A 22,300-nucleotide genomic window follows, 5' to 3' on the forward strand; every position below is an offset into this window, starting at 1 on the left:
AAGTAGTAGGCCAATTACGCCAAGGTGTAATGGATTCGATTATTTATTGATTTGGAATTCTTCTTCTACAAATTGTCCATAATGGCGTACTTTTTTAACATTTTCCATAATAACAAAGATGCCTAAAATGACAAGAATTGCTACAATAATAAATGTATACAAACCAGGGAATAAATAAGCTTGGTTAAGGGCGAATAGTAGAATAAACGCACCAAGTCCTATGTTAGCTTTGCATTTATACCAATTTTTAGCGATTGGTAATGCCGAGCGAAACTGTTTTGTTTTAAAGTAAAAGTAAACAACAAACGATATTATGATCGCGAAGACAAAAATTAAATTGAGCATAGTAAACCTCCTAGCATAACTAGTCATAATTGTAACGATAAACGAAAAAAAATGCGAATGGATTTTACTATCATATTGGAGGAAACTATTTTGAAAAGACAAATCATTGACACAATTGCGAAATACGACACAATTATTATTCACCGTCATGTGCGTCCAGATCCAGATGCATATGGTTCACAATTAGGTTTAAAAGAGCTCATTTTAGCGAACTACCCAGAAAAAAAGGTTTATGCAGTAGGCGAGCATGAAACGTCTCTATCATTTTTAGCGATGCCTGATGAAATTGCAGATGAAGTATATAAAGATGCGCTCGTAATTGTAACAGATACGGCAAATACAGAGCGTATAGACGATCAACGCTATACAAAAGGTAAAATGGTTATTAAAATTGACCATCATCCCAATGACGATGCATACGGTGACTTCCGTTGGGTAGATACGACTGCTAGCTCGTGCAGTGAAATGATCTATGAATTATTCGAAGAAGGAAAAGAAGTAGCAAATTGGAAGTTATCAGATGCATCGGCAAGACTATTATTTGCTGGTATTGTGGGGGACACAGGGCGATTCCAATTCCCAAGTACGACGGTCAAAACATTTAAAGTTGCTGGTGAGCTTATTACATATAATTTTGATCGTAATCAAATCTTTGACGGTATGTATGAAATGGACCATAAATTACTAAATCTACAAGGCTATATCTATCAAAATTTTAAAATGGATGAAAACGGAGCTGCCTATGTAAAACTAACAAAAGAATTACTAGCAGAATTTGACGCAGTACCGTCAGAGGCTTCTTTATTAGTCGGTTGTCTGGGAAGTGTGAAAAATATTTGTGCGTGGGTAGTGTTTATTGAAGAATCCGATCAAATTCGTGTACGCCTCCGCTCTAAAGGCCCAGTAATTAATACATTAGCTAAAGAGTTCAATGGTGGTGGACATCCACTTGCCTCAGGTGCTACAGCTTATTCATGGGAAGAGGCAGAGCAAGTGATCAAACGTTTGCAAGAAGTTTGTGCAACGTATAACGTATAAGTGAAAGGTCGGGATACTATTGACACATGTATATACACAAATGCATACGAGCGCGGATATACTAAAAAGTACGATTCGACTTGAACAATTGATCCCTTTTCTACAAGAACAAGAAACACAAGCCTGTGCAATCGTGAATACGAAATTGTACGGGCTTTTGCCTTTTTGTAAAGCAATGCAGCAAGCGAATTTACATGTAGTGATGGGACTAACTGTGATCGTGCAATGGCGAGAAATGACGATGCCACTTGTGCTTTATGCACAGACGCAGGAAGGTTATCAAAATTTATTAAAAATCAGTAGCGCTGTGTCTATTAGACAAGATGAGTTATTACCGTGGAAATGGCTTGAAGGCTATCAGACTGGTTGTATGGCGATGCTTGTTGGAACAGATTGTCAAGAAAAATTGGATATGTGGAAATCCTTTGCTAGTAGTCTTCATGGCGTATTTGGTGAGCGTTTTTTTGTTGGGGTGGCAAGGCCATTAGGGATTGTTTCTGAACAAGAAGCGGCGATTGTTTCATGGTGTACTTCTGAAAATGTGGCCATAGGTGCTACACAATTTAGTTGTTTTTTACGTCCAGAGGATCACTTCGCCTACGAGGTAGCTAGAGCGATTGACACGGGTGAAAAACTAAGTGAGGAAATGGTTACTGCGGATTCGCAAGGGCTATTCGTTCCAACAGCGGAGGAATGGAATACTTGGTTTTTAGACCGACCAGAATGGCTTGAAAAAAGTGCTAGTATGCTAGTAAGTTGTACGGCTGAAGTTCCAGAAGCGCATACGCAAATGCCCAAATTCCCAGTACCAACTGAAGAAACAGCTGAGAGCTTACTTGTGAAGGAGGCGTATTCAGGATTAACAGCCCGCCTACAGCAACCGTTAACACAGGATTATCAGGAACGGCTGGATTATGAACTTGATGTCATTTGTTCGATGGGGTACGCAGATTATTTTTTAATCGTAGCTGATTTTATGCGCTTTGCGAAAGATAATCGTATTTTAACTGGTCCGGGTCGGGGCTCCTCTGCAAGTTCACTAGTGGCATACAGTCTATCGATTACACAAGTGGATCCACTGATGTACGGCTTACTATTTGAGCGATTTTTAAATCCAGAACGTGTATCACTACCGGATATTGATATTGACTTTGTTGATGCCAAACGACAAAAGGTTATTCAATATGTAGCGCAAAAATATGGCAAGGCAAATGTAGCACAAATCATTACATTCGGGACATTGTCGGCAAAGGCTGTTGCGCGAGACGTCGCGCGTGTCTTTAATTTTGAGACGGAAACACTTGAGAAAATTTCAAAAATGATTCCGAATAAGCCCGGTATGACCTTGCAAAGAGCATATGCGGAATCACCTGCCCTTCAGCAATGGATTGCAGAAAATGAGGCACACGGCCGGTGGTTTGATGTGGCATTAAAGCTAGAAGGCTTACCACGAAATGCTTCAACACATGCTGCTGGAATTGTTCTTGCTCCAACGCCACTAGTGGAAACGGTACCGATTGAAGAAGGACATGACGGGATCTATTTAACACAGTGGCCAATGGGAGATGTTGAAGCAAGTGGACTTGTGAAAATGGATTTTTTAGGCTTGAGGAATTTAACAATATTAGAGCAAATCCGTTGGTCAATTTATAAGGCAAATGGTCCGTGGATAGAGTTTGAACGAATCCCAATGCATGATGAGAAAACGTTTCAGTTATTGCAAGAAGGTGATACGACGGGTATTTTCCAATTAGAATCTGACGGCATGCGACAGGCATTACGAGATATTTGTCCAACGCATTTTTTAGATATTGTGGCCGTCAATGCCTTGTATCGACCTGGCCCAATGGATTTCATACCTGTGTATGCAAAGCGAAAGCACGGGAAAGAGCCGGTTGTGTTGCCGCATCCTGTGTTAGAGCCGATTTTACGTGAAACCTTTGGTGTTATTGTGTATCAAGAGCAAATTATGCGCATCGCTTCAGTGATGGCTGGCTTTACGATGGGACAAGCCGATTTATTACGCCGTGCGGTAAGTAAAAAAAAGCGTGAAGTGTTAGAAGAACAACGTGCAGCGTTTGTAAGTGGTGCAATGCAGCAAGGTTATACGACGGCAGTAGCTGAGGAAGTATATGCGTTAATCGTACGTTTTGCGGATTACGGCTTTCCGAAAAGTCATGCAGTAGCTTATAGTGTCATTTCTTATCAAATGGCTTATTTAAAGGCACATTTCCCACAAAGCTTTTACGCAGCGTTACTGTCAAATGCCACAGGTAATGCCGATAAAATTCAGCAGCTTGTTGCAGAGGCAAAGGATAAAGGAATCGTATTTTATCCTCCTTCCCTTATACAGAGTACAAAGTTTTTCACAGTAGAAAATGAAGGTATTCGCTATGGCTTATCGGGTGTGAAGGGTGTTCCACAGCCATTTTTAGAGAAGTTACTGACGTTACGTAAAGCAAATAGACCTGCATTTGATAATTTATTTGATTTGGCTGTTTTATTGAGTGCGCAGCATTTTAAGCCGAAAATTATAGAATCATTAATTTTCGCTGGGGCACTTGATTATTTGGAGAAAGACCGAGCTGTATTGCTTGCCACATTAGAAGCTGCTTTGAAGCAGGCAGAATTGCTGCGTCCAACTGATGATATTGATTTGGAAGCTGCCACTGCGTTTAGCTTTGGTAAACCAAAATATATGCAGGCAGAACTGATGCCAAGAAAAGAAATGCTTCAGCGTGAGAAGGAAAGTCTTGGCTTTTATATTTCAGCGCATCCGGTGTCGGAGGAAAGAGCGTACTGGCAAGAGGTTAATGCTACGTGCCGAGAGTTAAAGCAGATGCGTGAGGGAACGTACGTGAAAATGATTGGTATGATTGAAGAAGTGAAAATAATTCGCACGAAAAAGGGCGAGCAAATGGCTTTCGTGCAACTACAAGATGAATACAGTTCCGCTTCAATTACACTGTTTCCACAAGTGTTCCAACTCGTGCAAGATGTGCTACAAGAGGACGAGATGCTTTATATTGAAGGTACACTTGAACTACGGTTCGGTAAACCACAAGTGAAAGCAAAACATGCGCAAACGACGAGATAATAGTGATTACTAAAGATATATTAAAAACTGCATAAAATTTATGCAGTTTTTTCTTTACTTTTAAACAGTTATTTTGTAAGATAAAATCATCACAAAAAGTGGTCTGACCACTTTTGGGCGGAAGAAGTAAGTATGGTAACAGAGGAGTTGTCATATGGATAAACAAACCGAAAACAAAAAAGTTTTTTTGGAAATCGTGCATCAGCTTCGTCAACTCATTCAAGTAGAACAAATTCAATCAGGAGGAAAACTTCCTTCTGAGCGTGTGCTTTCAGAGCGATTAGGTGTTGGGCGTTCTTCTGTAAGGGAAGCACTTAGAAGTTTAGAGTTACTAGGGCTAATTGAAACAAGACATGGTGGTGGAACATTTCTTGCTACTACGCATAATCATCAGCTTGTAGAAGTTTTGTCGATGTTTATATTAGATAATGAAAAATCAAAAAAAGATGTCGAGTTAACGCGACAAATTCATGAAAAGGAAGCAATTCGCGTAATAACTTGTACAGAGGTACTGCGTACACTTCCGGTGTGGGACAGTTATTTTGTGAAATTAGAAATCGACGGTGCCGTGAATTGTAGAGATGTTTTACGTGAAATATTGATTACTTCAGGCAACCGACTATCATTGAAGATTTGGTTTCAGTTAGTGGCGTATGATGGTGACCGTTTGAACCGCCTTTCAATGGAAGAGGAAAAGCTCATTATTCAAACCATGCTAAAGTCAATGCAACTAGGTTATGAAAAAGAGGCATTACAAGCGTATGAAAAGTGGATGGAAACTGTATAAATCATCTTTACAACAGAGGGGGATACAAAATGGCAATACGCAATTTATTTAGTGGTAATCGTAAAAAGAAAACAATGATTCAAGATGGACAAGAAAAGGCATTTCCAGAAGGGTTGATGACAAAGTGTTCAGAATGTCGTCATATTCAGCTAACAAAAGAACTAGAAAAGCATTATAAAGTTTGCGTGAAATGCGGGCATCATTTTAAAATGAAGGCACAGGAACGTGTTGCAATTTTCTTAGATGAAGGCTCTTTTGTTTCGATGGATGATCATTTACAAACGATCAATCCCCTGAATTTTCCTGCTTACGTGGAGAAAGTAACCGTGGATCAGCAAAAAACAGGATTAAATGAAGCTGTGTTAACGGGAGTAGGAACAATAGAAGGTGAAGAAATTGTGGTAGCTATTATGGATTCTCATTTCCGTATGGGCTCAATGGGTTCTGTCGTGGGAGAGAAAATTACACGTGCTGTTGAAAAAGCAACTAAAATGCGTGTGCCGTTTATTATTTTCACAGCGAGTGGTGGTGCGCGTATGCAAGAAGGTGTGCTGTCACTAATGCAAATGGCAAAAACAAGTGTAGCTTTAAAACGCCATAGCGATCAAGGGTTGTTATTTATATCAATTTTAACGCATCCAACAACAGGTGGTGTATCCGCAAGTTTTGCATCGGTTGGCGATATTAATATTGCAGAACCACAAGCACTCATTGGCTTTGCTGGTCGTCGCGTTATTGAAGAGACTGTACGAGAAAAATTACCGAGTGATTTTCAAACTGCTGAGTTTTTATTAGCTCATGGTCAACTTGATGCGATTTTCCATAGAAAAGATATGCGAAAACAAGTCGCAATGCTTGTGAAAATGCATACGAAGGGTGGCGTCCAACATGTCTAAAACACTAGCGTTTGAGGAACCGGTTGTACAATTACGAGAAAAAATTGATGAACTTAAAACAATAGCTGCCGAGGCAGATGTGGATATGGCTGGGGAAATTGAAAAGCTTGAAACAAGATTATCCCAGTTGGAGCAGTCCGTTTATGCGAATATGAAACCGTGGGACCGCGTGCAAGTTGCTCGCCATCCTGAACGCCCAACAACATTACAATATATAGAAGCAATGTGTGAAAACTTTATCGAATTACACGGTGATCGTAATTTTGGTGATGATGCGGCAATCATTGGTGGTATTGCCTTTTTTGAAGGGCAGCCGGTCACACTAATTGGTCATCAACGTGGAAAATCGACGAAAGAAAATATCCGCCGTAATTTTGGAATGCCCCATCCTGAAGGGTATCGAAAAGCACTACGCTTAATGAAGCAGGCTGAAAAATTTAATCGACCGATAATTTGCTTCATTGATACGAAGGGTGCGTATCCTGGGAAAGCAGCGGAAGAACGAGGGCAAAGTGAAGCCATTGCACGTAATCTAATCGAGATGGCGGGTTTAAAAGTACCTGTTATTAGCATCGTTATTGGTGAAGGTGGAAGCGGCGGCGCACTTGCTTTAGGTGTTGCCAACCGTGTCTTTATGTTGGAAAACTCGACGTATTCGGTGATTTCTCCAGAGGGGGCTGCTTCAATCTTATGGAGAGATGGAAGCTTAGCGAAGCAAGCAGCAGAGGCGCTACGTATTACAGCACCAGATTTAAAAGAACTAGGTGTTATTGATGGTATTATTCTAGAAGTAGCAGGTGGTGCACATCGAAACGTAGCCAAGCAAGCACTGTATTTAAAAGATTGTATTAGTGATACATTAAAAACGCTAAGTGTTTTAAATGCCGAGCAATTAGTCGAAGATCGTTATGATAAGTTTAATAAAATTGGTCAGTTTGCCGAATAGCAGAACTTTACAGATGCTTAATTTTAGATGGAAGGGATGCGAAAAACGCATTCTTTTCATTTTTTTTTGTACAAGTTATGTTTTTGTGTTTTTTGTACACTTTCCTAGTTTGTTTTTTCATGTTAATGTGAATAATAGTAGGTAAAGGCAGGAGGTAATTCAACTATGAAAAAAATTGCTGTATTAACAAGCGGTGGAGACGCACCTGGAATGAACGCGGCTATTCGTGCAGTTGTACGTAAGGCGGCTTATCATGGAATCGAGGTTGTCGGGATTAATCATGGTTATGAAGGCTTTATCAATGGTAGTATTGAACCTTTAGATTTAGGTTCAGTAGGTGGTATTATTCAGCGAGGGGGTACAAAATTATACTCAGCACGTTGCCTTAAATTTAAAGAGGATGCTGTACAAGAGCAAGGTATCGCAAAAATGCGTGAGGCAAACGTCGAAGGTTTAGTGGTAATTGGTGGAGACGGTTCATATCGTGGTGCCATGGCTTTAGTGAAAAAGGGTTTCCCAGTTGTTGGTGTGCCGGGCACGATTGATAATGATGTGCCGGGAACAGAGTACACAATTGGGTTTGATACAGCACTTAACACAGTAGTGGAATCTATAGATAAAATTCGTGACACTGCCACTTCTCATGAAAATTCCTTCATTGTTGAAGTGATGGGACGAGATGCAGGTGATATCGCACTTTGGGCAGGTCTTGCAGCAGGAGCAGAAACGGTATTAATACCTGAAGAAGAGTATAATTTAGATGAAATTATAGCAAGATTAGAACGTGGTGCTACACGTAGTAAGAAACATAGTATTATTATCGTCGCTGAAGGTGTTATGGCAGGCAGTGAGCTAGCGAAATTGATAAAAGATAAAGCTGGCATTGAAACACGTGTATCTGTGTTGGGTCATATTCAACGCGGTGGATCACCTACAGCACGTGACCGAGTACTTGCAAGTCGTTTTGGTGCACATGCAGTAGAATTACTAATGGAAGGTAAATCTGGTCGAGCGGTTGGTATTCGTAATCATCAATTGATTGACTATGATATGACAGAAGCTTTTGAAAAGCATCATGAGTCAGATGTAGGTTTGTATACCTTAATGAAAGAACTTTCAATATAAATTGGTGTAAAACGGAGTGGGCAGATAATGAGAAAAACGAAAATAGTATGTACAATTGGTCCAGCAAGTGAGTCAACAGAAACTTTAGAGAAATTAATCGAAGCAGGTATGAACGTTGCTCGCTTAAATTTTTCGCATGGAACACATGAAGAACATGAAGTGCGCATTAACTTAATTCGTGAAGTAGCAGAAAAATTAGGCAAGCCAGTCGGTATTTTACTCGATACGAAAGGTCCCGAAATTCGTACACATAATATGCGTAACGGTGAACTTCACTTAACGGTAGGACAAGTAATCGATATTTCAATGACTGAAGTTGAAGGGACAGAAAAATGTTTTTCTGTGACGTATGATCGTTTAATCGAAGACGTTGAGCAAAACTCTAAAATTTTGTTAGACGATGGTTTAATTGAATTACGTGTTCTGGCTAAGGATATTGAAAATGGTTTAATCCATACAATTGTTGAAAATGCTGGTGTCTTAAAAAATAAAAAAGGTGTCAATGTGCCAGGTGTGTCTGTACAGCTTCCTGGTATTACTGAAAAAGATGCGCAAGACATTCTATTTGGTATTAAGCAAGGCGTAGACTTTATTGCGGCATCGTTCGTGCGTCGTGCAAAAGACGTGTTAGAAATTCGTGAGTTGCTAGAGCAAAATGGTGGTAGCCACATTCAGATTATCCCGAAAATCGAAAACCAAGAAGGTGTCGATAACATCGATGAAATCATTACTGTATCAGATGGTTTAATGGTTGCACGTGGTGATCTTGGTGTGGAAATCCCAGCAGAAGAAGTACCATTAGTACAAAAGAAATTAATTTTAAAATGCAATCAAGTTGGGAAACCAGTTATTACAGCTACGCAAATGTTGGATTCAATGCAACGTAATCCACGTCCAACACGTGCGGAAGCAAGTGATGTTGCGAATGCAATTATTGATGGTACAGACGCTATTATGCTTTCAGGTGAAACAGCAGCGGGACTTTACCCTGTTGAATCGGTGCAAACAATGAATAAAATTGCAGAGCGTACAGAGAATTCACTTGACTACAGACAAATTGTGTCAAAACGTAGCCGTGAAAAAGAAGCAAATATGACAGAGGCAATTTCGCAAGCTGTTGCTTATACGTCTATCAATTTAGGCGTAAAAGCTGTACTTGCACCAACTGAAAGTGGTAACACTGCAAAAATGATTGCAAAATATCGTCCAGGTGTACCGATTATAGCGGTAACTGGTTCTGTGAATTCAGCGCAAATGTTAACACTTGTATGGGGTGTGCAGCCAGTTGTTTGTCAACGTGTGACTTCAACTGATGAAATTTTAGAGTTAGCTGTAGATGAAAGCCTGAAACACGGTTTTGTAAATCACGGTGATGCAGTTGTTATCACAGCTGGTGTACCAGTTGGCGAAGCAGGCACAACGAACTTGATGAAAGTTCATATCATCGGTGACTTACTAGCACGTGGTCAAGGAATCGGTAAAGCCTCTGTTGTTGGCAAAACAGTTATAGCGAAAAATGCTGCAGAAGCACTTGCGTATGAAACAGAAGGGCACATTTTAGTAACGGTCGGTTCTGATCGCGAAATGATGCCGGCTCTTGAAAACTGTATCGGGCTAATTACTGAAGAAGGTGGGCTTACAAGTCACGCAGCAGTGGTGGGCTTAAGTCTTGGTATTCCAGTTATTGTTGGTGTGAAAGAAGCAACTACTTTAATTCGCCACGGACAAGAAATTACGATGGATGCTGAAACAGGTGTTATTTATAAAGGACATGCGAGTGTTCTATAATATCGAAATGAAAAGCTCTAGTACGCATAAAAGTACTAGAGCTTTTTCTTTTTTCTAGTGAAACTTATTGAGCTATAATAACGTATAGTAAGTAGTAGTTTTTTCGAAGGGAGAAAAGTATGAAAAAGATTTTTCTTAGTTTCGTTGTCTATTCTTTAGTCGAATTGGCGTTATTAATAGGTATTGGTCAAAAAATTGGTATTTTTAACACGCTGTTATTGATCGTTGCAACAAGTGTTATTGGTATTTATGTAGCGAAAAATAAGGGCATGAATTCGGTTCAAAAAGTAAAGAACTCTTTAGCGCTTGGTGAAGCACCGGGTCCCGCTGTCATAGATACAATGTTGAATTTTAGTGGTGGATTGTTATTAGCACTTCCAGGTTTCCTAACAGATATACTGGGTTTACTCTTATTGTTGCCATTTACACGAAAAATGTTCCAACCGTTAGTCTTTTACTGGATGCGAAAAAAAATGAAAAACGGCCAGTTCATTATCGTTCAAAGATAGCATTTTCTTTTAGCTTGACAGCCAGGAATAAAAATATCGGACTGAGTAAAATGCCGTAAAAACCGAATAGTAATATTGAGGCAGCACTGATGAAAAATGTATGGACAGTACGTAATTGTAACGTATTGGACCAAAGCATAGAATCAGCTAGCTGCCTTGTTAGTTGTATGAATAAATATAATAACAAAATAGAGATACATAAAAATGTATTGCCATTGAAGTAAAAGTAAATACTCATGGGGATGAGGAATACGCCAATTCCGAAAAAGGGAAGTACATCAGCAAAAGCAACGACGAATGCTTTTATAATTGCATTCTCAAATTGTAGTAGCATAAAGCCTGCGCATAGTAGGAATAATGTAATCGTGAACAGTTGGAATTCTACAAACAGAAAGTAATGAAAGAGCTTCATTATTTTAGAAAAGTGAGATTGCCACTCGATACGATATTTTTTAGGTACGTATTGGAAGAACCAATAGCGAGATTTTCGTGTTTCCAAAAGTGCGATGTAATAAGCAACAAGGAAGATAAACACTTCAATAAGATGTTTCATGAAGAGTTGTAGTATATTTGCTGTGTATATCAGGATCGTGTCGAAAATCGACAGTGATTTTTCTTGAAGTACTTGTATGAACATCGATTCATATTCAGTGAATAAGTGGAAATTTTGAAGTGTGTCTCGTATTTCGGGAAAAATGAGAATAATACTGTTAATGGAAATAATGATAAGGAGAATAATGCTTGAAAGAATGAAAATTTCTACTAAAATTGCCGCGAGCCAATAGGCGATTTTAAAATACTTATGAAAGAAATTTATTATAGGGTAAGTAGAAAAAGATAAAAAAATCGCAAGTGATACCGGTAGAACAAACCAAAGAATCAGGAAGTAAAATAATAGAAGTGTAATGTTTATGGTTCTTTCGTATGAAAAATACTTAAAATTCTTCATTTTTAATAAAATCACCTCTTTTTAAATGAATCGATATTGTTGAAAAATTCACAATAAACTCTTAAATACAATAATACAGTCGCTCGCGCGTTTTTTTCTTTATTTAAAGGAATGGCATTCACAAAACTGTCAAAAATGATTATAATAACAATGTAAGCGATTTACTTAATGGTTCATTTGAGCAAAAACGTAAGTGTTCATAAAATAGAAAGCACTTACACAAACAAAACAAAGTATGAGGGAGCGATAATTTATGTCAGCAACAAAAGGTTTAGAAGGTATCGTAGCAGCGGAATCTAAAATCAGTTCGATTATCGATGACACACTTACATATGTTGGTTACGACATCGATGATTTAGCTGTTAATGCATCTTTTGAAGAGGTAATTTATTTATTGTGGCACACTCGTTTACCTAAAGCGGACGAGCTAGCTGAATTAAAACAACAATTAGCAGACAACATGTCTATTCCACAAGCAATTGTAGACCAATTCAAATCATACCCTCTATCAACTGTACATCCAATGGCTGCGCTACGTACTGCAGTATCTTTACTGGGTGTATTCGATGAAGAAGCGGATGTAATGGATCCAGAAGCTAACTACCGTAAAGCTATCCGTCTACAAGCTAAGATTGCAACAGTAGTAACTGCATTTGCACGCGTTCGTAAAGGGTTAGAGCCAATTGCGCCAAAACCAGAACTAGGTTACGCAGCTAACTTCTTATATATGTTAAAAGGTGAAGAACCTGCAGCAATCGAAGTTGAAGCATTCGATAAAGCTTTAGTTTTACATGCTGACCATGAATTAAACGCATCTACATTTACAGCACGTGTATGTGTAGCGACACTTTCAGATGTTTATTCTGGTGTTACTGCAGCTATAGGTGCATTAAAAGGACCACTTCACGGTGGTGCAAACGAGCAAGTTATGAAAATGTTAACTGAAATCGGTTCACTAGATAACGTTGAATCTTATATTCAAACTAAATTAGACAACAAAGAAAAAATTATGGGCTTCGGTCACCGCGTATACCGCAAAGGCGACCCACGTGCACCGCACTTACGCGTAATGTCACAGAAATTAACTGAATTAACTGGGAAACCAGAACTTTATGATATGTCAGTTAAAATTCATGATATGATCGTTGAACAGAAAAAACTACCAGCAAACGTAGATTTCTTCTCTGCTTCGGTATACGATTCTTTAGGTATTGATCATGACTTATTCACACCAATTTTCGCAGTATCTCGTACTTCTGGTTGGGTAGCTCATATTCTTGAACAATATTCAAATAACCGTCTTATCCGTCCACGTGCAGATTATGTTGGACCTGGCATGCAAAAATATGTTCCAATCAGCGCGCTAATTAGAAAAATATGCTAGAATATGTGGGACTGTGTTAGCTTTAACACAGTCCTATGATTATGAATTTAGGAGGCAACAATTATGTCAAACAAAATTGTAGTAGAAAATGGCGTACTTAACGTACCAAACAATCCGGTAATTCCATTCATCGAGGGAGACGGAATCGGTTCTGATATTTGGGCTGCAGCATCTCGCGTAATCGACGCAGCTGTTGAAAAAGCTTATAATGGCGAAAAGAAAATCGAATGGTTAGAAGTTTTAGCTGGTGAAAAAGCATTCAACCAAACTGGTGAATGGTTACCACAAGAAACTTTAGACAAAATTAACGAATACTTAATCGCAATCAAAGGTCCTCTTACTACTCCAATCGGTGGTGGTATTCGCTCTTTAAACGTAGCATTACGTCAACAACTTGACCTATATGTATGCTTACGTCCAGTACGTCACTTTGACGGTGTACCTTCTCCAGTTAAACGCCCTGAAGACGTTGATATGGTTATCTTCCGTGAAAACACAGAAGACATCTACGCTGGTATCGAATTCGAAGCAGGCTCTGAACAAGCTAAAAAAATCATCAACTTCTTACAAACTGAGTTTGCTGTAAGCCAAATTCGTTTCCCAGAAACTTCAGGTATCGGTGTTAAGCCAGTATCTCAAGAAGGTACTGAGCGTTTAGTTCGTGCTGCAATCAACTATGCAATCGAACAAGGCCGTGATTCTGTTACTCTAGTACACAAAGGTAACATCATGAAATACACTGAAGGTGGTTTCAAAAAATGGGGTTACGAATTAGCTGAAACTGAATTTGCTGACAAAACATTCACTTGGAACCAATATGATGCTATTAAAGCTGAACAAGGTGAAGAAGCAGCAAACAAAGCACAAGCTGACGCTTTAGCAGCAGGTAAAATCTTAATTAAAGATTCAATCGCTGATATCTTCTTACAACAAATCTTAACTCGTCCAAAAGAGTTCGAAGTAGTAGCTACTATGAACTTAAATGGTGACTATATTTCTGATGCATTAGCTGCACAAGTTGGTGGTATCGGTATCGCTCCAGGCGCAAACATTAACTATGTAACTGGACATGCGATCTTCGAAGCTACTCACGGTACTGCACCTAAATATGCTGGTTTAGATAAAGTAAACCCATCTTCAGTATTACTTTCTGGCGTTCTTATGTTAGAACACCTTGGTTGGAAAGAAGCTGCGGATATGATTACAGAATCAGTAGAAAAAACAATCTCTTCTAAAGTTGTAACTTACGACTTTGCACGTTTAATGGATGGCGCTACAGAAGTTTCTTGTTCTAAATTCGCTGATGCATTAATTGAAAATCTATAATATTCAGGCAACTTATTGACTTTAGTACAATTAAGTGTCTACAATATACTTGTTTAAGTAAGGGGGGGAGAATTAATCTCCTCCTTTTTTTAAAAACATTTATTCCAAATCAAAAGGAGCGTATTCCAAATGACTTTGAAACGTAAAAAAATCTCAGTTATAGGTGGCGGCTTTACTGGCGCTACGGTAGCATTCCTAGCAGCGCAAAAAGAACTTGGTGATGTAGTATTAGTTGACACCCCAGCAGCAGAAAACCCAACAAAAGGCAAAGCTCTTGACATGTTCGAAGCTTCTCCAATCCAAGGTTTTGATTCTTCAGTAATTGGTACTTCTAACTATGAAGATACTGCTGATTCTGCTGTAGTTATCATCACTGCTGGTATTGCTCGTAAACCAGGGATGAGCCGCGATGATTTAGTGCATATCAACCAAAACGTTATGAAATCTGTATCTAAAGAAATCGTTAAATACTCTCCAGAAGCAACAATTATCGTATTGACAAACCCTGTTGATGCTATGACTTACACTGTATACAAAGAAACTGGATTCCCTAAAAACCGTGTAATTGGTCAATCTGGTGTACTTGATACAGCTCGTTTCCGTTCATTCATAGCTGCAGAACTTAACATCTCTGTTAAAGACATCACTGGTTTCGTACTAGGTGGCCACGGTGACACTATGGTTCCACTTACTCGTTACTCATGTGCCGGTGGTATTCCACTAGAAACTTTAATCGCTCCTGAACGTTTAGAAGAAATCGTAAATCGTACCCGTAACGGTGGTGCTGAAATCGTCAACCTACTTGGTAATGGTTCTGCATACTACGCTCCAGCTGCTGCAATTATTGAAATGACTGAAGCGATTCTTAAAGACCAAAAACGTATACTTCCATCAATCGCACTTCTTGAAGGTGAATATGGCTACGAAAATATCTACCTAGGTGTACCAACTGTACTTGGCGCTAACGGAATCGAAAAAATCTTCGAACTTGAATTGACTGACAAAGAGAAAGCTGCGTTAGACAATTCTGCTAAAGCTGTTAGAGCAGTTATGGAAGTTCTAGCTTAATAGTAAGCTTATGAAATCGAGCGGGGATCCATTCCAGTTCGATTTTTTCTCTTTTGAGAGCATTTACTTAAATCATAAAGTCACATTCCCTGCATTTGGCTTTTCATTGTGCTTTTAGAAAAAAATTGATACTATAAAAGTAGATATGAGAGAAAAGGGGTTGGCGAGTCATTGCTTCAAAAAAACAGTAAGATTGGTCTCACTATTGACGAAATTACGATTGGCGAGAAGATTCAAATTACTGAAAAAATAGAAGACAAAGATTTACTTCTTTATTTAGGATTGACAAATGATAGTAATCCGCTCTATATTCAACATGATTATGCAGCGACAACGCCTTTTAAAAAGCCGATTGTGCCGACAATTATGTTAAATGGCATTATCACGTCTGCTGTTTCTAAATACATCCCAGGGCCTGGTGCACGTATCATTGAACAGCATTTAAAATATTTAGGACCGCTCTATCATTATGAATTATTCGATACATTCTTAGAAGTTACAGAAGTAAACAAAGAAAATAATACGATTACTGTAGCAGTACATTCTTATGACGAGCAAAAGAAACTTGTCATAGAAGGAAACTTAACGGTTACACCACCATTATCGTATTAGTACGTCTTAATGATTTGAAATGGGGGTTTCAAATTATTACCCGGAGGCATAAACATGACAAAGACTATTTTAGTTGTAGAAGACGAACACTCAATTGCTACCTTATTAAAATATAATTTAGAGCAGGCTGGTTACGTGGTAGAGACGGCACATGATGGTCAAGAAGGTTTAGACAAGGCCATTGGGATTCAGCCTGATTTAGTACTTCTGGATATAATGCTGCCGAAACTGGATGGCACTGAAGTATGTAAACAAATCCGCCAACAACGTATGAACACACCAATTATTATGCTAACAGCAAAAGACGATGAGTTCGATAAAGTTCTTGGTCTAGAGCTTGGTGCCGATGATTATATGACGAAACCGTTTAGTCCTCGCGAAATGCTAGCACGTGTGAAGGCAGTACTACGACGCTTTTCACAAAGTGTGGTGGTAGAGGATAAGAATGAGTTACAAGAAAAAATGTATGAATTTGGGCATTTACGTGTGTATCCTGAGCGCTTCGAAGTGTTTCTTCAAGATGTGGCACTTGAATTTACCCCAAAGGAATTTGAACTGCTTATCTATTTATTAGAAAATAAAAATCGTGTGTTAACGCGTGATCAGTTACTAAGTGCGGTTTGGAAATATGATTTTGCGGGCGATACACGTATTGTAGAGGTGCATATTAGCCATTTGCGCGATAAAATCGAAGAGAATAGCCGTAAGCCACTATTTATAAAAACGATTCGTGGTCTTGGTTATAAATTTGAGGAGCCGAAAACGACATGAAATCAATGAGCAACCGCTTATTCTTGACGTTTATGTTATTGCTCGGAACAATATTAGCTGTCCTAGTCATTGTCATAGGTCAGCTTTTTCCTGTTTACTTGGAGCAATACAATTCACAGGCGAGCTCAGCCATTCAAGAAGAGCTGAATAAAGTTATAGAAGAACGACAAATCGAATTATCTGAAGATGATAAAGAAGCCTTGTTTGTGGTACAAACCGTAGGAATAGACGAACAGGCACTATCGTATAGTCATACACGTCTTTTTACGTTACTTGCAATCTTGTTTATCATTGCGATTTTGTTACTGGGTATTGTGAGTCGCTATATGATTCGTGATTTCACAGCGCCGATTGATAATGTAACCGAAACGGCGCTTGAACTGGCTAAGGGTAATTATCGTGCACGTGCTCATGAAAATGAGCAGGAACGTTCGATGCCGCTAAGTCATTCTATTAATATTTTGGCACGTAATTTACAGGACATTACAACGATTCGTGAGGTCGAAGAAGAACGACTGAAAACACTAATTGAAAACATGGGTAGTTCACTAATGATGATTGGCAGAGAGGGTAATGTGTCGATCGTGAATCGCGTATTTTTAAATCGCTTTGGTATGCCGCTAGAGGATGTCAAAGGAAAAGTATTCCGGACGATTGGTTTGCCGAAATCATTGGAGCAGTTTATCGACCATGTCTTTTTAACAGAGATGCCTTATCGTCAGCAAATAAAAATGGAAATACAACAGGAGTATTACAACAATGAAGTGTATGGAGCGCCAGTTATTGGGGATCATGGGCGTTGGCTTGGTGTCGTTGTTGTTATGCACGATATAACGGAACTGGTACGTCTAGAACAAATTCGAAAAGACTTCGTTGCGAATGTGTCACATGAGCTACGGACGCCGATTACTTCCATTAAAGGATTTTCAGAAACATTACTAGACGGTGCCTATAAAGATGAGACGATGCTACTATCATTTTTAGAAATTATTCATAAGGAAAGTAATCGATTGCAAATGCTGATTCAGGATTTACTAGAATTATCGAAAATTGAGCAGCATGGCTTCACAGTCAATATAATGCCGATGAGCTTGCAGGAAGTACTCATTCGTGGAGCGGAGCTAACAAGTCCACGTTTGGATGAGAAAAATATGAGTTTTAACGTTGATATTGCTCGTGATGTGCAGGTCATGGGTGATGCTAATCGTATTATTCAAATTGTTACTAATTTAATTACGAATGCCATTACGTATTCGCCAGAGGATACGGTGGTGACGATTCGTTTGAAGGAAAATGAGGAATACGGCATACTCGAAATAGAAGATGAAGGAATTGGAATTGAGAAAAATGAAATTCCGCGTGTTTTTGAGCGTTTTTACCGTGTTGATCGTGCACGTAGCCGAAATTCTGGGGGCACAGGGTTAGGATTAGCCATTGTTAAGCACTTAGTGGAAGCGCATAATGGGCGTATTCTGGTGGAAAGTGAAGTCGGTAAAGGAACAAAAATAAGCGTATCGATTCCGAAATATTCAACGGAGACATTAATCTGATTCAGCAAGCGAGACATTGATCGAATCAGTTCCAAAAGTTAACAAAACATTTACATTAGCTATATGGTAGCTTCATAATAAGGGACTATAATCAATTCTAGAAACCCCCTTATATAGTTTGAGAGACGAATAGATAATTGAGAGGCCTGTATGCACCTGCATACAGGTTTTTTCTGTTTTACTATTATATTAAATAGGAGTAAAGTATATAGGAATAATTAGTTTGAAAGAAGGATTATAATGAGGTTTGCTAAAAGTATCCTGCAAATTGGATACCTTTACGTCATGTTGTTTATTGGTAATAGTATTTCGAGTGTACTACATATTCCAATCCCGGGGAGCATCATTGGACTCGGATTATTATTTTTATTATTACAGTTCAATATTATCAAGCTAGAATGGGTTGAGCTTGGAGCGGGCTTACTACTAAGTGAGCTATTATTATTTTTCATTCCATCAGCAATTGGGGTTATCAATTACGATGAACTTTTTGGAGTTCAGGGCATGAAAGTGATCGCAGTGATTGTTGGTAGTGGAATTGTTGTTATGCTTGCAACGGGCTATATGGCTGAGTGGTTTGGTCATAGGAAAAAAGGTGACGTTGTATGACATTTTTAATAGCGTTTATTAGCTTACTAGGTACAATCGCGATTTTTTACGGTAGTAAAACCATATACGCTAAATTTGGATTCGCATGGCTATCGCCCATTATCCTTACACCGGTTGTAGTCATTCTGATATTGCTTGTAACCGGTACGCCCTATGAAAAATATAATGCAGGGGGTAGTATTTTATCAAATCTCCTTGGCCCAGCAACTGTTGCTTTTGCAGTGCCGATTTATAAAAATTTTGTACTGTTAAAAAAATATGCGATAGAAATAATGGTGAGCATTACGGTTGGTTCTGCGGTGGCCATCACGTCGTCTTTTTTACTAGCGTTACTTGTTGGTTTAAATGAAGAACTTACGCATAGCTTAGTGCCGCGTTCTGTCACAACACCGATTGCCATGGATATCTCAACGATGATTGGTGGTTCGCCAACATTAACGGCCATTTTTGTTATGACAACAGGTATTCTCGGAGGTTTGTTAGCGCCGATGCTGATTCGAACATGTCATTTTAATACACCATCTGCGAAAGGTTTAATGCTCGGTATGGGTGCTCATGGTACGGGAACGTCGAAGGCTTTTGAGTTTGGAGAGCTAGAAGGAACATTTTCAAGTATTGCGATGGTGGTAGCTGCCCTAATTAGTATTGTCTTATCAACGACACTTTTCCCTGTTTTTGAACAATTTGTGATGAGTAGCTTGTTACCTTAATAGGTAGCAGGCTTTTTTATTTGAAAATTATGAAACTTTTACGCGTAGTCCTCCGTAAAGAGTAGTACAAAGCATAAGGGAGGAACATACATGAGTGTGAAAAGAACACTAATGATGGTGGGACTTGGGATTTTTGGTATTGTGGCTCTTATCGCAGTATTTACTTCGTGGTACACGGTAGATGAGTCAGAACAGGCGGTTGTAATCACATTTGGTCGTGCAGACGAAACAGTGACAGAATCAGGTTTGCACTTTAAATTACCTTGGCCAGTGCAGTCGGTTGAGATTTTATCAAAAGAAACCTTTAGTTTGCAGTTTGGTTATAAGCAAGATAAGTCAGGCGAGTTGGAGGCCTATGATGCTGAAACAAAAATGATTACAGGGGATGACAACATTGTCTTAACGGATTTAGTTGTCCAATGGAAAATTACAGATCCACGTAAATACTTATTCAATGCACAAAAACCAGAGGAAATTTTACATAGCGCTACATCAAGTGCCATCCGCTCGATTATTGGAAGCTCGAAAATCGATGAAGCGTTAACAGATGGAAAAGGCGAAATAGAGGTAGAAACACGTGACTTACTCGTCAATCTCATTGAAAAATACGATATTGGTATCAGTATTTTAGGGGTGAAATTACAGGATGTTGAACTACCTAACAAAGATGTACGAGCGGCTTTTACAGCGGTAACTGATGCGCTAGAAACGAAAAACACAAAAATAAATGAAGCAGAAAAATATGTGAATAAGCGTATTAATGAAGCGCAAGGTGAAAAGGATGCCATCAATTCCAAAGCCATAGGTGCAAAAACTGCACGTATCCAGCAAGCGCAGGGGGATGTAGCAGTCTTCAATAAAATGTATGAGCAGTATAAGGGGAACCAACAAATAACACGTGAGCGTTTAATCTTAGAAACACTTGAAAATGTTTTACCGAAAGCGCAACTTTACATTATGAATGATGATGGTGGCACGATGAAGTACTTGCCACTGCCAGGTCTTCAACCAACAGCACAGCAGACCACAACGGAGAAAAAAGAAGGGAGCGGTAACTAATGGACAAAAAGAATAATGATCTTGATAAATTTCTGAATTTTTTATCTGGAAAAACGAAAAAATCCGCTCCTACTGAAGATGGGACTGTAGACAATGTTGTGGAAATGTCCCAAAAGAGTCCAATGGATCCAAAGAAATATATTTCAATTGCGGTCACGTTAACAGTCGTTTTCGCAATTGCAGTCATTTTATTTGCGAATGTTTATATTGTCAAAGAATCTGAGTATGTCGTTGTTCGTCAATTTGGAGAAGTGGTGAAATTTGAACGTGAGCCTGGCTTGAATATGAAGGTGCCGTTCATTCAAAGTGTGACGAGATTACCGAAAAACCAAATGACTTATGAGATTTCGGAAGAGGAAATTAATACTCAGGATAAAAAGCGCATTATTATTGATAATTATGCGGTCTGGCGTATTACGGATCCAAAGCTATTAATTTCAAATGCAGGTACGATTGAAAAGGTAGAGGCTCGTATGGAGGAATTCATTTATTCAGTAATTCGTACAGAGCTTGGACAGATTAAATACAAAAATATTATTAATGATAAAAGTTCAGAGCGTGGGGGTATTAATGACCGCGTAACAGAACGCGTTAATAAATTATTATCAGACGATAAATATGGTATAGAAGTGGTCGATGTACGTATTCGTCGTATCGACTTACCAGCTGAAAATGAACAGTCCGTCTTTACGAATATGGTGTCAGAGCGCGAATCGATTGCTCAAAAGTATTTATCAGAGGGTGATGCGGAGAAGCGTCGTACTGAAGCGCAAACAGATAAAGAAGTTCAAGAGTTGCTTGCAACAGCAAATAAAGAAGCTGCGTTAATTCAAGCAGATGGAGAAGCTGAGGCGGCAAAAATTTACAATAATGCGTTCTCGAAAGACCCTGAATTCTATTCACTGTATCGTACGCTAGAATCCTATAAGAAAACTATTGGCGAAGATACAGTGATTATTTTGCCATCAACATCGCCATATGCAAAAATATTATCGGGTTACCTAGAATAAACAAGCAATCCGTGTTGGGATTTGTGAAAGAGGATAGAGGCATCTCAGAAGTTTTTTCTGAGATGCTTTTTTTTGTGCCGAAAATAGGATGGTAACTATAAAAGTACCGATATAACTTATTTTCCGCTTTTTACTAGTGAATATTCACAACTCTATGTTTCATAGAATGCTATTTTTTGATAAAATTATGGTGTTAAAAAGAGATAAATGGGGGTAATTGTTGTGAAATTGAAAATTAGCACGTGGCTCCAAAATCTAGGGATTGCTTGTAGTATTGCGTCGTTCTTTACACTTTTTTTCCGCCTGACAGAATTTGAATGGGTGACGAAGAGTGTTTTTAATATACCTGTATTTTTTGTGGTTTTATTTTTGTTAGGACTTATGATTGCTGAAGATGTGCGTAAAGTGTTTAAAAGAATGTTTTGGTACGAGAAACGTGAGGAGAAGCGTCCTATTTGGCAAGTTGGGATTGGATTTATTTTCTTTCTTGCGCAAATTGGTATTGTGATGGTGTTTAGTACGGAGCTTACACAGCCAAAGTTAGGTGGCATGCCATTATTTTTAGTGTTTGCTTTCATGAATGCATTTATTTTGACGATTATTTATGAAGAGATTTTTTATGGCAAAGATAAAACGAATGAGCTAAATAGTCAATAAGAGAAGAAGTCGATTGCTACGTGCAGTCGGCTTTTTTTACGAAAAATCACTCTATGATTGGTAA

Annotated in this window: 21 protein-coding genes; 19 read left to right on the plus strand and 2 right to left on the minus strand. The window is 38.8% G+C overall.

What is annotated here, in order from left to right:
- Positions 1 to 39 precede the first annotated feature (39 nt).
- Positions 40 to 345 carry a YtpI family protein gene (locus AEA09_RS03135; protein WP_053582456.1) on the minus strand — a complete coding sequence of 102 codons (306 nt, stop codon included), beginning with the start codon at positions 343 to 345 and terminating at the stop codon, positions 40 to 42.
- 90 nt (positions 346 to 435) lie between these two features.
- Between AEA09_RS03135 and AEA09_RS03140 the strand changes: the two genes are divergently transcribed.
- The 8 genes from AEA09_RS03140 (at position 436) to AEA09_RS03175 (ending at position 10,531) form a co-directional block, all read left to right on the plus strand.
- A complete protein-coding gene (locus AEA09_RS03140; RefSeq protein ID WP_082332542.1) occupies positions 436 to 1,383 on the plus strand; it encodes a DHH family phosphoesterase in 948 nt (315 codons plus the stop codon).
- Positions 1,384 to 1,402: 19 nt separating this feature from the next.
- The gene (gene dnaE, locus AEA09_RS03145) at positions 1,403 to 4,480 is read left to right on the plus strand and encodes a DNA polymerase III subunit alpha (protein ID WP_053582458.1); all 3,078 of its coding nucleotides are present in this window, start codon (positions 1,403 to 1,405) and stop codon (positions 4,478 to 4,480) included.
- A 154-nt stretch (positions 4,481 to 4,634) separates the two neighbouring features.
- The gene (locus AEA09_RS03150) at positions 4,635 to 5,267 is read left to right on the plus strand and encodes a FadR/GntR family transcriptional regulator (protein WP_053582459.1); all 633 of its coding nucleotides are present in this window, start codon (positions 4,635 to 4,637) and stop codon (positions 5,265 to 5,267) included.
- Positions 5,268 to 5,296: 29 nt separating this feature from the next.
- On the plus strand, positions 5,297 to 6,163 hold the full coding sequence (gene accD / locus AEA09_RS03155) for an acetyl-CoA carboxylase, carboxyltransferase subunit beta (protein ID WP_053582460.1): 867 nt from the start codon (positions 5,297 to 5,299) through the stop codon (positions 6,161 to 6,163).
- Entirely contained in the window at positions 6,156 to 7,109 is a 954-nt protein-coding gene (locus AEA09_RS03160) for an acetyl-CoA carboxylase carboxyltransferase subunit alpha (protein ID WP_053582461.1), read from the plus strand. Before accD ends, AEA09_RS03160 begins: the two co-directional genes overlap by 8 nt.
- A 165-nt stretch (positions 7,110 to 7,274) precedes the next feature.
- Positions 7,275 to 8,234: a 6-phosphofructokinase gene (gene pfkA, locus AEA09_RS03165; protein ID WP_053582462.1), complete on the plus strand. Its 960-nt coding sequence runs from the start codon at positions 7,275 to 7,277 to the stop codon at positions 8,232 to 8,234.
- Positions 8,235 to 8,261: 27 nt separating this feature from the next.
- Positions 8,262 to 10,022, plus strand: a complete 1,761-nt coding sequence (pyk, locus tag AEA09_RS03170) for a pyruvate kinase (protein WP_053582463.1) — start codon at positions 8,262 to 8,264, stop codon at positions 10,020 to 10,022.
- A gap of 119 nt (positions 10,023 to 10,141) precedes the next feature.
- Positions 10,142 to 10,531 (plus strand): FxsA family protein, encoded by a 390-nt coding sequence (locus AEA09_RS03175; RefSeq protein WP_053582464.1) that lies wholly within the window; start codon positions 10,142 to 10,144, stop codon positions 10,529 to 10,531.
- On the opposite strand, the gene AEA09_RS03180 is transcribed toward AEA09_RS03175, so the two are convergent.
- A complete protein-coding gene (locus AEA09_RS03180) occupies positions 10,515 to 11,480 on the minus strand; it encodes an AI-2E family transporter (RefSeq protein WP_053582465.1) in 966 nt (321 codons plus the stop codon). The genes AEA09_RS03175 and AEA09_RS03180 overlap by 17 nt on opposite strands.
- A gap of 253 nt (positions 11,481 to 11,733) precedes the next feature.
- On the opposite strand from AEA09_RS03180, the gene citZ reads away from it, so the two are divergent.
- From citZ to AEA09_RS03235, 11 genes are all read left to right on the plus strand, one after another.
- Positions 11,734 to 12,864: a citrate synthase gene (citZ, locus tag AEA09_RS03185; protein ID WP_053582466.1), complete on the plus strand. Its 1,131-nt coding sequence runs from the start codon at positions 11,734 to 11,736 to the stop codon at positions 12,862 to 12,864.
- Positions 12,865 to 12,927: 63 nt separating this feature from the next.
- The gene (icd, locus tag AEA09_RS03190) at positions 12,928 to 14,190 is read left to right on the plus strand and encodes an NADP-dependent isocitrate dehydrogenase (protein ID WP_053582467.1); all 1,263 of its coding nucleotides are present in this window, start codon (positions 12,928 to 12,930) and stop codon (positions 14,188 to 14,190) included.
- Between the two features lie 129 nt (positions 14,191 to 14,319).
- Positions 14,320 to 15,258, plus strand: coding sequence for a malate dehydrogenase (gene mdh / locus AEA09_RS03195; RefSeq protein WP_053582468.1), 939 nt, complete (start codon positions 14,320 to 14,322; stop codon positions 15,256 to 15,258).
- A 171-nt stretch (positions 15,259 to 15,429) separates the two neighbouring features.
- On the plus strand, positions 15,430 to 15,870 hold the full coding sequence (locus AEA09_RS03200) for a MaoC/PaaZ C-terminal domain-containing protein (protein WP_053582469.1): 441 nt from the start codon (positions 15,430 to 15,432) through the stop codon (positions 15,868 to 15,870).
- A gap of 54 nt (positions 15,871 to 15,924) precedes the next feature.
- Positions 15,925 to 16,641, plus strand: a complete 717-nt coding sequence (locus AEA09_RS03205) for a response regulator transcription factor (protein ID WP_053582470.1) — start codon at positions 15,925 to 15,927, stop codon at positions 16,639 to 16,641.
- Positions 16,638 to 18,191, plus strand: coding sequence for a two-component system histidine kinase PnpS (gene pnpS, locus AEA09_RS03210; RefSeq protein WP_053582471.1), 1,554 nt, complete (start codon positions 16,638 to 16,640; stop codon positions 18,189 to 18,191). The genes AEA09_RS03205 and pnpS overlap by 4 nt, the downstream gene beginning before the upstream one ends.
- Positions 18,192 to 18,431: 240 nt before the next feature.
- Entirely contained in the window at positions 18,432 to 18,800 is a 369-nt protein-coding gene (locus AEA09_RS03215) for a CidA/LrgA family holin-like protein (RefSeq protein WP_053582472.1), read from the plus strand.
- On the plus strand, positions 18,797 to 19,510 hold the full coding sequence (locus AEA09_RS03220) for an LrgB family protein (protein WP_053582473.1): 714 nt from the start codon (positions 18,797 to 18,799) through the stop codon (positions 19,508 to 19,510). The genes AEA09_RS03215 and AEA09_RS03220 overlap by 4 nt, the downstream gene beginning before the upstream one ends.
- Before the next feature lie 90 nt (positions 19,511 to 19,600).
- Entirely contained in the window at positions 19,601 to 20,569 is a 969-nt protein-coding gene (gene hflK / locus AEA09_RS03225) for an FtsH protease activity modulator HflK (RefSeq protein WP_053582474.1), read from the plus strand.
- A complete protein-coding gene (gene hflC / locus AEA09_RS03230; RefSeq protein ID WP_053582475.1) occupies positions 20,569 to 21,579 on the plus strand; it encodes a protease modulator HflC in 1,011 nt (336 codons plus the stop codon). The genes hflK and hflC overlap by 1 nt, the downstream gene beginning before the upstream one ends.
- A gap of 222 nt (positions 21,580 to 21,801) precedes the next feature.
- Complete coding sequence (locus AEA09_RS03235; RefSeq protein WP_053582476.1) at positions 21,802 to 22,236, plus strand: hypothetical protein; 435 nt, start codon at positions 21,802 to 21,804, stop codon at positions 22,234 to 22,236.
- The last annotated feature ends 64 nt before the right edge of the window (positions 22,237 to 22,300 follow it).

This window comes from Lysinibacillus contaminans (genome assembly GCF_001278945.1).
Lineage (GTDB): Bacteria > Bacillota > Bacilli > Bacillales_A > Planococcaceae > Lysinibacillus > Lysinibacillus contaminans.

Bases quoted from the DNA above. Each gene is read 5' to 3' on its own strand.
- pfkA (WP_053582462.1), top strand. From the start codon at position 7,275: ATGAAAAAAATTGCTGTATTAACAAGCGGTGGAGACGCACCTGGAATG.
- hflK (WP_053582474.1), top strand. From the start codon at position 19,601: ATGAGTGTGAAAAGAACACTAATGATGGTGGGACTTGGGATTTTTGGT.
- AEA09_RS03175 (WP_053582464.1), top strand. From the start codon at position 10,142: ATGAAAAAGATTTTTCTTAGTTTCGTTGTCTATTCTTTAGTCGAATTG.
- AEA09_RS03150 (WP_053582459.1), top strand. From the start codon at position 4,635: ATGGATAAACAAACCGAAAACAAAAAAGTTTTTTTGGAAATCGTGCAT.
- AEA09_RS03205 (WP_053582470.1), top strand. From the start codon at position 15,925: ATGACAAAGACTATTTTAGTTGTAGAAGACGAACACTCAATTGCTACC.
- pyk (WP_053582463.1), top strand. From the start codon at position 8,262: ATGAGAAAAACGAAAATAGTATGTACAATTGGTCCAGCAAGTGAGTCA.
- citZ (WP_053582466.1), top strand. From the start codon at position 11,734: ATGTCAGCAACAAAAGGTTTAGAAGGTATCGTAGCAGCGGAATCTAAA.
- hflC (WP_053582475.1), top strand. From the start codon at position 20,569: ATGGACAAAAAGAATAATGATCTTGATAAATTTCTGAATTTTTTATCT.
- AEA09_RS03180 (WP_053582465.1), bottom strand. From the start codon at position 11,480: ATGAAGAATTTTAAGTATTTTTCATACGAAAGAACCATAAACATTACA.
- AEA09_RS03160 (WP_053582461.1), top strand. From the start codon at position 6,156: ATGTCTAAAACACTAGCGTTTGAGGAACCGGTTGTACAATTACGAGAA.
- accD (WP_053582460.1), top strand. From the start codon at position 5,297: ATGGCAATACGCAATTTATTTAGTGGTAATCGTAAAAAGAAAACAATG.
- AEA09_RS03135 (WP_053582456.1), bottom strand. From the start codon at position 345: ATGCTCAATTTAATTTTTGTCTTCGCGATCATAATATCGTTTGTTGTT.
- pnpS (WP_053582471.1), top strand. From the start codon at position 16,638: ATGAAATCAATGAGCAACCGCTTATTCTTGACGTTTATGTTATTGCTC.
- AEA09_RS03215 (WP_053582472.1), top strand. From the start codon at position 18,432: ATGAGGTTTGCTAAAAGTATCCTGCAAATTGGATACCTTTACGTCATG.
- mdh (WP_053582468.1), top strand. From the start codon at position 14,320: ATGACTTTGAAACGTAAAAAAATCTCAGTTATAGGTGGCGGCTTTACT.
- AEA09_RS03220 (WP_053582473.1), top strand. From the start codon at position 18,797: ATGACATTTTTAATAGCGTTTATTAGCTTACTAGGTACAATCGCGATT.
- icd (WP_053582467.1), top strand. From the start codon at position 12,928: ATGTCAAACAAAATTGTAGTAGAAAATGGCGTACTTAACGTACCAAAC.